Genomic DNA, 13753 nt, shown 5'->3' with positions numbered 1-13753 from the left:
AAAAGCGGGTACCTAAATTTGCCTTGAATATATATGTAAAAATATTGAATTTATACTTTATTTTTTATCGAAATTGCCGTAACGTTGACCCATAAGAAAAAGTGAGCAAATGACCATCAAATTGGTTACTACTCATTCGAGAACGTTAGAGTAAGCAATAGTCATCAGGAGAGACGCAATGGCATTATGGGGCGGAAGATTTACCCAAGCGGCAGACACCAGATTTAAAGAGTTCAATGATTCGTTGCGTTTTGACTACCGATTGGCTGAGCAAGACATCGTAGGTTCAATCGCATGGTCTAAAGCTCTGCTTTCTGTTGATGTGCTATCGGCAGAAGAACAGCAAAAACTGGAACTTGCTTTAAATGAGCTGAAGTTAGAAGTGATGGAAGACCCTCACCAAATTCTTCGCTCTGATGCAGAAGATATCCACTCTTGGGTTGAACAGCAGCTAATCAGTAAAGTGGGAGATTTAGGTAAAAAACTCCACACTGGGCGTTCTCGGAATGACCAAGTCGCCACAGACTTGAAACTTTGGTGTCGTCAGCAAGGTCAGCAATTATTGATTGCTTTAGATCGCCTACAAGCACAAATGGTCCACGTTGCTAAACAGCACCAAGGCACCGTATTGCCAGGCTATACTCATCTTCAGCGTGCTCAACCTGTAACCTTTGCTCACTGGTGCTTGGCTTATGTTGAAATGTTCGAGCGTGACTACTCTCGTCTGAATGATGCCTTACAGCGTCTCGACACTTGTCCACTTGGCTCGGGTGCTTTAGCGGGAACGGCTTATCCGATTGATCGCGAACAATTAGCACATAATCTCGGTTTCCACCGTGCTACGCGTAATTCACTCGATTCGGTTTCAGATCGTGATCATGTGATGGAACTGATGTCGGTGGCGTCGATTTCTATGCTTCACCTTTCTCGTCTTGCAGAAGATATGATCTTCTACAATTCAGGCGAGTCAAACTTCATTGAGTTAGCGGATACGGTGACATCTGGTTCGTCATTAATGCCACAGAAGAAAAACCCAGATGCACTTGAGTTGATCCGTGGTAAGACAGGGCGTGTCTATGGCGCATTATCGAGCATGATGATGACAGTTAAAGCCTTGCCATTGGCGTACAACAAAGACATGCAGGAAGATAAAGAAGGGTTGTTTGACGCTTTAGATACATGGAACGACTGCATGGAAATGGCAGCTCTGTGTTTTGACGGTATTAAAGTGAATGGCGAGCGCACACTAGAAGCGGCGAAACAAGGTTACGCAAACTCGACGGAGTTAGCTGATTACCTAGTGGCGAAAGGCATCCCATTCCGTGAAGCTCACCACATCGTCGGTGTCGCGGTCGTTGGTGCTATTGCTAAAGGTTGTGCGCTAGAAGAACTGTCTATCGAAGAGTTAAAAGCCTTCTCAGAGGTCATTGAAGCGGATGTGTATGACATCCTGACTATCGATTCGTGTTTGGAAAAGCGTTGTGCTTTGGGTGGTGTTTCGCCTCACCAGGTCGCTTACGCGGTAGAACAAGCGGATAAGCGCCTGAGCCAGCGTGACAGCTCGGCGGTGAAAGTGCGTCCTGCACGTTTGACGGACATTGAAACGTTGGAAGGTATGGTTGCTTACTGGGCGAACCTTGGTGAGAATCTTCCGCGCTCTCGTAATGAGCTCGTGAGAGATATTGGCTCTTTCGCGGTGGCTGAGCATCATGGTGAAGTGACGGGTTGCGCTTCTCTATATGTGTATGACTCAGGGTTGGCTGAAATACGCTCTCTTGGTATCGAAGCGGGCTGGCAAGGCCAAGGGCAGGGCAGTGCGATTGTGAACTATTTGGTTGAGAAAGCGCGCCAGATGGCGATCAAGAAAGTCTTTGTTCTAACGCGAACGCCTGAGTTCTTTATGAAGCAAAGCTTTTTACCGACATCGAAGTCATTACTGCCGGAGAAAGTTCTGAAAGATTGCGATCAGTGCCCACGTCAACATGCATGTGATGAGGTAGCGCTTGAGATCAATTTAATGGAGCAAGTGATCCAAAAAACGCATGTGGCATGAACTGAAGTTGTGGAGTGATTTTATTAGCATTCAATGACATAGTCATTTTCCTGCTTACTTACATCAGTATTCGCTAAAAAAATCGAAAAAATTTGGAACCTTTGAGAGGAAGCCCGGTCTATTAAAGTACCACTGCTTTTTCTTAGAAGAATCTAAGAGAGCCCCAGAACTGACATTGGTTTTGGGGCTTTTTTCTATCTGTCACTTTTCTCTTTTTTATTCGTCTTTTTTTGTCCCCGTCGACGCTGCCAAGGCAAGATGACAAAACGCATCCATAAGTGTAGAAACAACAAAATGTTGAAAGCGAAGCCGGCAAAGATCAAAGCGATCGACTCGATGCTTTGTGGATCATCTTTGAGCTTAAACCACCACACAATCCAACACAGTACAGAAAGTACCGTCAATTGATCCAAGCATCGTTGGCAACGTCCAAGTTTTTTCCAAAACCAATGTTCCTCGCAGCGGCGACAAGTCATAGTGTTTTCCAAACCATTAGTGTTGCTTCAGATTATATATCTAACTAAATGGTGGAAAGCGTTTCTTACACGGGCTTAGATCGCCATGACACAACCAAAAATGGAAAGTTAGCTTTGTAAAAGCTTTGTGGCACGTAATTGATGTATGGTGCGCTGTCAGTCTTTAACAGGAAATATAATGATGTCGACAGAGTTGAAACTTGCGCTGAGTATCGCTGGTGGGTTCTTTATGATCGGTGTTGTCGCGATTTGTATGGTCAGCCGCTATGCAATGATGGCAGCGTAAGAGAGATTTCATTGCGCCGAAGTAGTAAAGCAAAGCCTCGTTGATGACGAGGCTTTGCTTTATATTTAGATAGAAGCCTGAAAGCGTTAGCAGCCAGGGCCGCAGTCAAGACAATGTTTCACCATTTCTGGCCCTAAGTGTAGTTTTGCATTCAAATCACGTAGAGCGGTGCGGACGCCTTCTTCAATCACTGGGTGATAGAAGGGCATATCTAACATCTCAGAAATCGTCATCCTATTTTGGTGCGCCCACGCTAAAAGGTGCGCAAGATGCTCTGCATTCGGGGCCATCATTTCTGCACCTAAAAAACGTCCAGTGCCTTGCTCTCCGTAGACATGCAGAATGCCTTTATTACGAAGCATGACGCGCGAACGTCCTTGATTTTCAAACGAGACTTCACCGGTTGCGAAACATCCACATGTGCCTAGACGTGTTTCTAGTTGTTTATATGTTTCGCCAACCATAGCAATTTGAGGGTCGGAGAACACGGCTGAAATTGGTGAGCGACGCAGACCCGCACGAATATCTGGGAAACGGCCTGCGTTGTCTCCAGCAATACGGCCTTGGTCAGCGGCTTCGTGCAGCAGTGGAATTTGGTTACTTGCATCACCTGCGATGAAGATGCTCTCTACCGAAGTTTGCAATGTGTAGTGATCCGCCGTTGGTACGCCACGTTCATCGAGAGCCACATTGGTGTTCTCGATCGCCAGCTTATCGACGTTTGGACGACGACCCGTTGCGGCCAATACGTAATCGACAACGAAAGTTTCTAATTCACCATCATGGTTGATGAATTGGATTTCGACCTTGTCTTCGCCGTCATTGTCTGACGAAGCAATGCGTTTCATGCTTTCGACTTTTACATCTGCATCAAGGTAGAACTCTTCCTTAAAGGCTTTATCTGCATACGCCATCACCTCTGGGTCTGTCAGTGGGCCCACTTGTCCTCCAAGGCCAAAGAGCTTCACGTTTACTCCTAGGCGGTGTAAAGCCTGACCCAATTCAAGGCCGATGACTCCTGGGCCAAATACTGCCACGGACTCTGGTAAGTCATCCCAGTCAAAGACATCATCGTTAATCACTAGGCGATCACCTAGTTCATTCCAAGCTGCCGGATATGCTGGACGAGATCCTGTCGCAATAACAATGCGCTGTGCGGTGACCTGAGTATGATCATCTATGATGAGAGTGTGGTCATCGGCAAACTTCGCGTAGCCCGATAGTTTGTCTTCAGCGGGAATATCATCGACACTTTCAAGTACAAAGCCAACAAAACGATCGCGTTCGCGCTTTACACGATCCATAACTTCTCGTCCGTTAATTCGTACTTGACCTTGCGGGTGTATCCCAAATCCAGGTGCTTTTTCGATTTGATGAACACTTTCTGCTGCCGCAATTAACAGCTTAGACGGCATGCATCCGACACGAGCACAGGTTGTTCCGTAGGGACCGCCCTCAATCATTACCACGCTGTTGGTATGAGCTTTTGCTGCTCGATAAGCACCAAGACCAGCCGTCCCGCCACCAATAATCGCTACGTCGACATTAACTTGTTTCATCGTGAACTCTCGCTTTTGTTTTAAGCCAAGCTAGCTACATTGAGCTTGGAGAGTGAATTGGATAGTTGAATCTGGATAAGTAGTCACCTTATTGGCAGATAACTACTTATCTAGACTAGTAGAAGAAGTGGTTTAGGGTTGGCCTCCGAGCCAAAAGGCACCGGAGACCGAGGGTGTAGGCTATGGACAGCTTAGCCTAGATACGCTTCTAGCTCTTCGCTACCGCCGATGTGCTTGCCACCGATAAAGACTTGTGGAACAGTCGTGCGACCAGATATAGCTCGTAGACTAACTGTTGTTGCGTCTTTACCCAGAATCACTTCTTCATATTGAAGACCGTGGTCAATCAGATTTTGTTTCGCTTTCATACAGAAAGGGCAGCCTGGTTTAGTGAACACCGTGATGGATTCTTGCGTTTTGTAGTCAGGCGCTATGTAGTTCAGCATCGTATCTGCGTCTGACACCTTGAATGGGTCACCTGGTTCGTTTGGCTCAATGAACATTTTTTCCACTACGCCATCTTTTACTAGCATGCTGTAACGCCATGAACGTTTGCCAAAGCCGATGTCGTTTTTATCCACTAACATACCCATGCCATCGGTGAATTCACCATTACCATCCGGGATGAAGGTAATGTTTTCTGCTTCTTGGTCTTGTTTCCATGCATTCATCACGAACGTATCATTGACCGAGACACAAATAATCTCATCCACTCCGTGCTCTTTAAATACAGGGAACAATTCGTTGTAACGAGGTAGATGGCTTGATGAACAGGTTGGAGTAAATGCACCCGGTAAGCTAAATACGATAACGGTCTTACCTTTAAATAGCTCATTGGTCGTTACATTCACCCAAGAGTCACCTTGACGAACTGGAAAAGTAACTTGAGGGACTTGTTGACCTTCTTTAGATACAAACATAATGATTTCCTTTAACTATTTTAAATTATGCGTATAGAGCTTAGCGTTTTTCGTCGCTCTGTTTCGTTTTGTTGAGCCCATTATTGTAAAAATCCTTTGATAGCTCTAATCGTTTGGTGTTATGGTTTTGATAGGTATTAGCTATTGTTAAAGAAGCGAAGCGTGAATTATGAATATTCGAGATTTTGAGTACTTAGTTGCACTTGCGGAACATAAGCACTTTCGCAAAGCGGCAGAGGCATGTTTTGTTAGCCAGCCAACATTGAGTGGGCAAATTCGTAAACTAGAGGATGAACTCGGGACCACGCTTTTAGAGCGAAGCAGCCGACGTGTTTTGTTTACCGATTCAGGGTTACAGCTGGTGGAGCAGGCTAAACGCATCTTAAGTGAAGTGAAAACCTTCAGAGATATGGCAAGCGGTCAAAGCGGAGCCATGACTGGACCGATGCATATTGGTTTCATCCCGACGGTTGGGCCTTATCTACTACCCAAAATTCTGCCGCAGATAAAAGAAGCATTTCCTGAGCTGGAGCTATTTCTGCACGAAGCTCAAACACATCAATTAGTGCGTCAATTGGAAGAAGGCAAACTAGATTGCTTAGTTTTAGCTTCGGTTGATGAAACTGCGCCATTTAAAGAGATCGAAGTGTATCAAGAGCCATTAAGTGTCGCAGTGCCATGTGACCACGAGTGGGCCTCTCTCGACCATGTTGATATGTTGGAGCTGAATGGTAAAACCGTTTTAGCGTTGGGAGACGGCCACTGTCTGAGAGATCAAGCGTTAGGTTTTTGTTTTGCCGCTGGTGCAAAAGACGATGAGCGTTTTAAAGCCACCAGCTTGGAGACGTTACGCAACATGGTTGCTGCCGGTGCGGGGATTACGTTATTGCCTCAGCTTTCTATCCCTAATGAGAAGCAAAAAGATGGCGTATGCTACGTACCAGCTGTTAACCCAACCCCCTCGCGTAATATCGTTCTCGTATACCGTCCGGGCTCACCATTACGAGCTAGGTTTGAAGCTTTGGCGGCGAAGATTAAAGAAGTATTGGCTTCTTATCCTTCATTGAACGCCGCGGCGTAAAAGCCGACATAAAAAAGGGAGAGCTTGATGCTCTCCCTTGTGCTTTTGTGATTTAGAACAGTTCTTCTGCGCCAGAGCCTGAAGAGTAAATACTATCTTCTAAACGGTCGCCAGCGTATTCGGTAGGCTCCGTGCCTTTTTCAAAGTATTCGAACATTGATGTGCTATCTACCTTATGCGTTAGCATACCGCTGTTGCGATCAATACGAACTCGAATAATATCCTCTGGAATATTTTTACCTTGCTCCGGCGTCCCTTCTAGCGCAACACGCATGAAGTCAATCCAAGCAGGCTCTGCGGTTTTCGCACCCGACTCGGCACCAGAAATTTGGCCTTGCCCTAGGTTGCTGTTAACAGTGGTGCGGCCAAGTGCACGTGAGTGATCATCAAAGCCAACCCAAGCTATCGCAACGACACCAGGTCCATAGCCATTGTACCAAGCATCCTTGGAATCATTCGTTGTACCCGTTTTACCCCCGATATCACGACGACCAAGTTTTTGCGCGCGCCAGCCTGTACCATTCCAACCTGTGCCTTCACGCCAGTTACCGCCACCCCAAATGTTGCTGTACATCATCTCACGCATTAAGAATGCATTCTGTTCGGAGATAACTTGCGGTGCATATTGAGGTTCATCATTTTCAAGGGCATTGTCTGTTGCTAGGCCATCAATCGCGACGTCTTGTTCGCCAAATTCATCAGCGTAGCGATTTTCTGGCTGCTCGCTCATTTGCGGACAATCCTTATGACAAACACTCTTTGGATTGGCTTTAAACAGTACTTCACCGAATGCATCTTCCACGCGTTCTACATAGAATGGTTCAACGTAATAACCACCGTTTGCAAACACAGAGTAACCTTGTGCCACTTTCATTGGTGTTAAGCTGCCAGCTCCGAGTGCGATGGTCTCAGAGCGTGGTACTTGGTTAATATCAAAACCGAAACGAGTAAGGTACTGACGTGTCTCCTCGAGGCCAACTTCACGGAGTGTACGCACTGCCATGACGTTTTTTGATTGAGCTAAGCCGAGGCGAAGACGCGTTGGGCCACCATAAGTTGGTGGTGAGTTTTTTGGTCGCCAAGCTGAACCAGAACCTGCATCCCACTTGTTAATTGGCGCATCGTTAATCAAAGTCGCTAGAGTCAGCCCTTTGTCAATTGCTGCCGAGTAGATGAAAGGCTTGATACTTGAACCAACCTGACGCACTGACATGGTTGCACGGTTAAACTTGCTGTGAACAAAGTTGAAACCACCAACCAGCGACAATATCGCGCCATTTTCTGGGTTCATCGCAACAAACGCGGTGTTTGCTGTCGGCACTTGGCTCAGTTTCCAGCTCAGTGTTGTGTTGTCATCTTCATCGGTTTCACTTACTTCGCGAACCCAAACTTGTTGACCTGTCGCTAGCACATCATGCGCTGACTTTGGTGTTGAGCCTTGGCGGTTATCAGTAATGTACTTACGCGCCCAGTGCATTCCAGTCCAAGGGATGGTTTGCTCTTCATGGTTCTTAACCCATACTTGCGCCGTCTTATCATCGACTTTCGTCACAACCGCAGGGTAAAGGTCACCATAAGTTGGCTGTTTCTTCAGGTGCTTTTCTATTTGCTCATTGCCCCAGGCCGCTTCCCCTTCTTTCCAAAGCACACTTTCTGCACCACGGTAGCCGTGACGTTCATCGTATGACAAGAGGTTATTTACCGCAGACGTATTCGCAGCATCTTGCAGTTTAGAATCCACAGTCATGTAGATATTCAAGCCAGAGGTGTAAGCTTCTTCTTCACCGTACTCTTTTACTGCCCATGCACGAGCCAACTCTGCTACGTAAGGTGCGGAAAGCTCAATCTCAGCGCTATGATAACGCGCCACGATAGGTTCATTGCGTGCTTCGTCATACTGCTCTTGTGTAATGTATTTCTCATCAAGCATTCGCATTAATACAACGTTACGGCGTTTTGTTGCGCGCTCAAGAGAGTAAATTGGGTTCATGGTTGATGGCGCTTTTGGCATACCAGCGAGTGTTGCAATCTCACTTAACGTCAATTCATCAAGGCTCTTACCAAAATACACTTGAGCGGCAGCACCAAAGCCATATGAGCGGTAACCAAGGAAGATTTTATTGACATAAAGCTCCATGATTTCTTGCTTACTTAAAAGCTGCTCAATATGGATAGCAATAAAAATCTCTTTAATCTTACGCATGATCTTCTTCTCATTAGATAAGAAGAAGTTACGAGCTAGCTGTTGCGTAATCGTACTTGCACCCTGTTTAGCCGAGCCTGAAACCGCAACAACAACAGCTGCACGAGTGATGCCGATAGGGTCGATACCGGGATGCTCGTAGAAACGGCTATCTTCGGTTGCGATGAGCGCGTGAATTAAGTCTTGAGGAATTTCGTCATAAGTAACAGGAATACGACGCTTTTCACCGAACTGTGCGATCAGCTTCCCGTCTTGACTAAACACCTTCATAGGTGTTTGTAATTCAACGTCTTTTAGAGTTGCAACATCTGGCAATTCAGGCTTCACGTACTGATAGAAGCCAAATATTGTGGTGACTCCAAGAATTATGCAAATCAATGTTAAAAATAATAAACGCTTTATGAACTTCACCGGAGAATCCCTGATTGGTTGAGGCTGTGTAACGGCAAACCCTTGTACTCTTAGGTCAAAAATTTAGCACATAAGAGATATTAACTCTTATTTGGATGCTAATAACAACCTTTGCACGAAGAAATTTCGGAGCGAGAGTAAGAGATGGATAAGCTAATCGTTACCGGCATCGATATAGGCCATAACAGCCTCAAAGCCGTAGTACTTAAACCCACAGGCAACAATTACGCTCTGTTGGGTTACAAAGAAATATTACTAAAGGAAGGTATTGTCGCTGAAAATAACACCATAAATCATCAAGAAATTGTAAAGACCCTCAAGCAGATAAAAAAAGAACTGCCTTTTGGCGCTAAAAAAGTTGCGATCTCAGTTCCTGATAACTCGGTAATTAGCAAGAAACTGCAAATAGAACAAAATCTTGAAGAGAGTGAAGTTGAGTTTGCAGTGATACAAGCCTTTTCTCATCAATCGCCATTCCCTGTCGAAGAGCTGAGTTTAGACTTCGTTCGTCTTCGCGCTGAGGGCGGGCAGAGTGGCAGTGATAGCTATCAAGTGTTTGCGACAAGAAAAGATGTGGTAGAAGGCCGAGTCGATGCATTACAAAAGTCCGGACTAAAACCTGTTTTAGTGGACGTGCATTCGCAAAGCCTTGGTCATATCTGGAAGCTCACCGCCGATCGCTTTCCTGACAAAAACAAATACTGCTTACTCGATATTGGCACCTTATCGAGCTCCTTCACCATGTTTACCGAACAAGGTGAACTGTTTCACAAAGAGTTTGCTTACGGCACACGCGGAGCAAACAGCGCTTCTCCAGTCGATTTTCTGTCCGATGATGCTCAGGAGAAAACAGAGCTGTTTAACCGTCAAATCATAGAGCGAGTAAAGCGCCAGATGCAGCTCTATACCTCAATCAATGGCTCACAAAACATCAAGGGTATCTGGTTATCAGGGGAAGGGGCCTCCACTCCCATGCTCGCAGAGGAGTTGTCTCAACAATTGTCGTTAGAGTGTGAATTGCTAAATCCGCTAGGGCTATTTGAGATGAAGGTGTCTAAGCGTAAGCGTCGTGCTGTGGATTGGCAGCATTTCTCAACAGCAGCCGGACTGGCCGTTCGTGGCATTCATTGGCTAGGAGGCGCCCGTGCTTTATCGCATTAATTTACTTTCTTGGCGAGAGAATCAAAGAGAAGAGCACCGACGTCGTTTCATCAGTTTGGTCGCATTAGGCATGTTGGTTGCTGTTGGCATCCAGTGGGGTATTGGAAAGTTTTTTGAGTACCAACAAGATCAACAACAGGAGCGGCTCGATTACCTCACTCACTACATTGCCGAACTCGACCAGCGTATTGAAGCAATGAAAATTGCAGAGCAAGAGCACAGCAAAATCCTCGAACGTCTAAAGGTCGTTGAAGGTTTACAAAACGGACGAAACAAAACGACCGAGTTCATGAACTTAATGCCTGCCGTTATCCCTGAAGGTGTATATGTCGACAAGATCAAAATGAATGATCTGGAAATTGAGATCTCTGGGATCTCAGATAGCACTCCAAAACTTGCCACGATGCTAGACAACATGGAGCGCTCGGCCAAGTTGAACGACGTAGAAATGCATTCCATCGTTCACGGCAAAGCCCGTTTTGGGAAAGAGTTTCAAACATTCAAAGTGTCTTTCATGTTCAAGGTAACGGAGAAGAAATTGGAGGCTCAACGTGGTTGATTGGCAGGATCTCGAAATCGATGAAATGGCCGAGTGGCCATTGTTGCCCCAGATTATAGTAATCGCGCTTCTGATCATGGTGATTCAAGGCTTAGGTTATTGGTTTTACCTTAAACCGAAAGACGAACAGTTGAATCACTTGATCCAGCAGGAGCAGACACTCAAGGTGGCATTGAAGATCAAAGCGAACAAAGTGGCAGCGTTGCCTCAGCTTCAATCTCAATTGGATGAACTTACCACCCGTTACGAGTTATTACTGCAGCAACTGCCTGCGCAAAAAGAGCTGGCTACAATGCTCGCTTCAGTGAATGAACTTGGCATCGACAATAAGCTGACTTTCACCCGAATCGACTGGGGCGAAAAACAATCAGAGCACTTCCTTTATCGTCTCCCTTTAAACATTGAGTTAACGGGCGACTTTCATGACATCGGCCATTTTTCTCAGGCGATAGCGACGCTACCTCGAATCATCACGTTTAAAGATGTGACTTGGCAACGTGTCAGCCAAGAGAGCGAAACTCTGCACTTTCGGGTGCGCGCTAACACCTATCAGTTTAAGCCGGAGGAGACGAAAAATGACAAGTAAGTCTTTGTTGCTGGTACTGATGGGTTCTCTATTGATGGGCTGCCAGGCGAATGATGAATCATTGACGGATTTTATTCGAGGAGTGGAAACACAGGCGCGTCGAGAGGTCGAGAAGCTTAAGCCCGCAGACAAGTATGTTGCAGTCACGTACGCACCGGAAGTACAGCGTGCACCCTTTGAATTACCCAAAGAAGCCACCATCGCGACTCAGCCAGTTGCAAGAAAAGATTGTTGGCAACCGCCCTCAAGAAGGCGAACTGGCAAATTAGAAAAATTCCCATTAAGCCAATTACGTTTGAAAGGTGTCATGGGTATGGATAACACGGTTTCTGGCCTCGTTCAGGCTCCCAATGGCACCGTCTATAAAGTTAAGCCGGGTCAATACCTCGGACGCAATAATGGCAAAGTGACCCATGTCAGCCACTCCTATTTGTTGATTAATGAAACGTTGCCCGACGGCTTAGGATGTTGGCAAAAACGTAAAGTTAAGTTGGCTTTGAGATAGCCCCATTTATTTTTGATATTGAGTAATGAAAATGAGACAAGGATTAACACGTACACCAAGGATACTTACTGGGCTCTTCTCCTTATGGTTGTTTGTATTTTTAGCCCCTTTAGCGGCAGCTGAAGAAGTTTCGTCCAATGCCCTAAAAAGTATCGACTTTCGAACTAATAAAGATAAAGACGCCGTGATTGTCGTCGAATTGGCGTCACCGGCCGCGATTGTAGATATCAAGCGTGTACAGGAAGGGTTAAGTATCGATTTGCTTAACACTTCAGTAAAAGACGAGCAATTGTATCTCCTAGACGTGAAAGATTTTTCGACTGTGGTTGAGAGCGTAGAAGTGTTTCGCGACACCTCGACGACGCGCTTGGTTGCGCACATCAATGAAGAATACATGCATGATTACCGTTTAACGGGGCGTTTTTTGGAAATCAAAGTAGCGAAGATCAAACCCAATGAGAAAGCCCCAGATAAAAGCATTTTAGAAAGAGAAGGTAAGCTTATTTCGATTAACTTCCAAGATATTCCTGTGCGAAACGTCTTGCAGCTTATTGCTGATTACAACCAATTCAATTTGGTTGTCTCCGACTCTGTCGAAGGCAACCTCACGCTTCGTCTTGATGGTGTCCCTTGGCAGCAAGTGCTGGATATTATATTGCAAGTTAAGGGGTTAGATAAGCGTGTTGATGGCAACGTGATTTTAGTTGCTCCGACTGATGAGCTGGACTTGCGTGAGAAGCAGCAGTTAGAAAAACAAAAACTGACGGAAGAAATGGGAGAGCTTTCATCTGAAATCATCAAAGTTAATTTTGCTAAAGCATCAGACATTGCGGAGATGATCAATGGTGAAGGAAATATCAGCATGCTGTCAGAGCGCGGCAGTATGACCATTGATGAGCGAACTAACTCGTTATTGATTAGAGAGTTACCTGAAAACATCGAGGTGATTCGAGAAATTATTGAGTCTTTGGATATTCCAGTTAAACAGGTTCAAATTGAGGCGCGTATTGTGACCATCAATGAAGGTAACATGGATGAGTTAGGGATTCGTTGGGGTTTTACGTCTATTAATGGCAGTAATACAGTGGGCGGTTCTATTGAGAACAACCTTGCCACGATCGGTCTCTATAATGGAGAAGGGGGCGACGACGGTGGTGACGGTGATGGAGTGGGGATCGATGACTTCCTAAATGTAAACTTAGCTGCAACCAGTCCGAATGCGACCAGCATTGCTTTTCAGGTCGCAAAGTTAGGTTCAGACACCTTGTTGGATCTTGAGCTTTCTGCTCTGCAACAAGAGTCTAAAGCTGAGATTATCTCGAGCCCACGTTTGATCACTACCAATAAGAAACCTGCCTATATCGAACAAGGTACAGAGATTCCTTACCTAGAGTCATCATCAAGTGGTGCAACGACGGTGACGTTCAAAAAGGCGGTATTAAGTTTGAAGGTAACCCCGCAAATCACACCGGATAACCGCTTAGTATTGGATTTAAGTGTCACGCAAGATAGACCTGGACAAGTCGTGAAGACAGGCACTGGTGAAGCTGTTGCGATTGATACTCAACGTATCGGGACGCAAGTGTTAGTGAATAACGGTGAAACGGTCGTTCTTGGTGGTATTTTTCAGCACAGCATTACTAACTCGGTGGACAAAGTGCCTTTGTTGGGCGACCTGCCGCTATTAGGTGCTCTTTTTCGTCGAAGTTATGAGAATGTTGGCAAAAGTGAGCTGTTAATTTTCGTCACGCCTAAGGTGGTGATTCAGTAGTTCTGTCTCGGGAAAAACTGATTAAATCAAAAATAAAGTTGCAATAGTGGCACCATGCTTGGATAATTTCGGGTCTTATCACGAATTATCTGTGAGGAACTGGTGCCACAAGCCTTGTAGAACAGCAGTTTAGCTGTGTTTTCTTGTGGCGATCTTATTGAATCAATGTTGTAAATTACTGC

General features: G+C 45.6%; 11 protein-coding genes. 7 read left to right on the top strand and 4 right to left on the bottom strand.

All coding sequences use genetic code 11. From position 1 onward, the window contains the following. The first annotated feature begins 178 nt into the window (after positions 1–178). Positions 179–2053 (top strand): argininosuccinate lyase, encoded by a 1875-nt coding sequence (gene argH, locus R7Q41_RS22410; protein WP_005381331.1) that lies wholly within the window; start codon positions 179–181, stop codon positions 2051–2053. 194 nt (positions 2054–2247) lie between these two features. Here argH and R7Q41_RS22405 read toward each other — a convergent pair whose 3' ends face one another. The 3 genes from R7Q41_RS22405 to R7Q41_RS22395 all read right to left on the bottom strand — a co-directional run bounded on the left by R7Q41_RS22405 (position 2248) and on the right by R7Q41_RS22395 (position 5294). Next, positions 2248–2529, bottom strand: coding sequence for a DUF3624 domain-containing protein (locus tag R7Q41_RS22405; protein WP_206954858.1), 282 nt, complete (start codon positions 2527–2529; stop codon positions 2248–2250). 372 nt (positions 2530–2901) lie between these two features. Continuing rightward, positions 2902–4374: a dihydrolipoyl dehydrogenase gene (locus tag R7Q41_RS22400; protein ID WP_318144666.1), complete on the bottom strand. Its 1473-nt coding sequence runs from the start codon at positions 4372–4374 to the stop codon at positions 2902–2904. Between the two features lie 191 nt (positions 4375–4565). Then, a complete protein-coding gene (locus R7Q41_RS22395; RefSeq protein ID WP_262630461.1) occupies positions 4566–5294 on the bottom strand; it encodes a redoxin family protein in 729 nt (242 codons plus the stop codon). A 169-nt stretch (positions 5295–5463) separates the two neighbouring features. Here R7Q41_RS22395 and oxyR point away from each other — a divergent pair, with 169 nt between their 5' ends. After that, entirely contained in the window at positions 5464–6375 is a 912-nt protein-coding gene (oxyR, locus tag R7Q41_RS22390; RefSeq protein WP_005381326.1) for a DNA-binding transcriptional regulator OxyR, read from the top strand. A gap of 52 nt (positions 6376–6427) precedes the next feature. Here oxyR and R7Q41_RS22385 read toward each other — a convergent pair whose 3' ends face one another. Then, the gene (locus tag R7Q41_RS22385; RefSeq protein WP_025768081.1) at positions 6428–8989 is read right to left on the bottom strand and encodes a penicillin-binding protein 1A; all 2562 of its coding nucleotides are present in this window, start codon (positions 8987–8989) and stop codon (positions 6428–6430) included. Positions 8990–9133: 144 nt separating this feature from the next. On the opposite strand from R7Q41_RS22385, the gene pilM reads away from it, so the two are divergent. Genes pilM through R7Q41_RS22360 form a run of 5 tightly spaced genes read left to right on the top strand, consistent with a single transcriptional unit; the run spans position 9134 to position 13571 of the window. Then, a complete protein-coding gene (pilM, locus tag R7Q41_RS22380) occupies positions 9134–10150 on the top strand; it encodes a type IV pilus biogenesis protein PilM (RefSeq protein WP_017821733.1) in 1017 nt (338 codons plus the stop codon). Next, positions 10134–10709: a PilN domain-containing protein gene (locus R7Q41_RS22375; RefSeq protein WP_047104144.1), complete on the top strand. Its 576-nt coding sequence runs from the start codon at positions 10134–10136 to the stop codon at positions 10707–10709. Before pilM ends, R7Q41_RS22375 begins: the two co-directional genes overlap by 17 nt. After that, positions 10702–11295: a type 4a pilus biogenesis protein PilO gene (locus tag R7Q41_RS22370; RefSeq protein WP_064354357.1), complete on the top strand. Its 594-nt coding sequence runs from the start codon at positions 10702–10704 to the stop codon at positions 11293–11295. The genes R7Q41_RS22375 and R7Q41_RS22370 overlap by 8 nt, the downstream gene beginning before the upstream one ends. Further along, positions 11285–11800, top strand: a complete 516-nt coding sequence (locus tag R7Q41_RS22365) for a pilus assembly protein PilP (protein ID WP_005382766.1) — start codon at positions 11285–11287, stop codon at positions 11798–11800. The genes R7Q41_RS22370 and R7Q41_RS22365 overlap by 11 nt, the downstream gene beginning before the upstream one ends. A gap of 25 nt (positions 11801–11825) precedes the next feature. Then, positions 11826–13571 carry a type IV pilus secretin PilQ gene (locus R7Q41_RS22360; protein ID WP_005382765.1) on the top strand — a complete coding sequence of 582 codons (1746 nt, stop codon included), beginning with the start codon at positions 11826–11828 and terminating at the stop codon, positions 13569–13571. Positions 13572–13753: the final 182 nt, after the last annotated feature.

Origin of the sequence: Vibrio sp. 2096 (genome assembly GCF_033339595.1) — a bacterium.
Taxonomy (GTDB): domain Bacteria; phylum Pseudomonadota; class Gammaproteobacteria; order Enterobacterales; family Vibrionaceae; genus Vibrio; species Vibrio alginolyticus.
Note: the sequence above shows the minus strand (reverse complement) of the source record. Positions and strands in the feature narration are given on the sequence as shown.

Coding starts and splice junctions, on each gene's coding strand:
- argH (WP_005381331.1), top strand. CDS start 179: ATGGCATTATGGGGCGGAAGATTTACCCAAGCGGCAGACACCAGATTT.
- R7Q41_RS22405 (WP_206954858.1), bottom strand. CDS start 2,529: ATGACTTGTCGCCGCTGCGAGGAACATTGGTTTTGGAAAAAACTTGGA.
- R7Q41_RS22400 (WP_318144666.1), bottom strand. CDS start 4,374: ATGAAACAAGTTAATGTCGACGTAGCGATTATTGGTGGCGGGACGGCT.
- R7Q41_RS22395 (WP_262630461.1), bottom strand. CDS start 5,294: ATGTTTGTATCTAAAGAAGGTCAACAAGTCCCTCAAGTTACTTTTCCA.
- oxyR (WP_005381326.1), top strand. CDS start 5,464: ATGAATATTCGAGATTTTGAGTACTTAGTTGCACTTGCGGAACATAAG.
- pilM (WP_017821733.1), top strand. CDS start 9,134: ATGGATAAGCTAATCGTTACCGGCATCGATATAGGCCATAACAGCCTC.
- R7Q41_RS22365 (WP_005382766.1), top strand. CDS start 11,285: ATGACAAGTAAGTCTTTGTTGCTGGTACTGATGGGTTCTCTATTGATG.
- R7Q41_RS22360 (WP_005382765.1), top strand. CDS start 11,826: ATGAAAATGAGACAAGGATTAACACGTACACCAAGGATACTTACTGGG.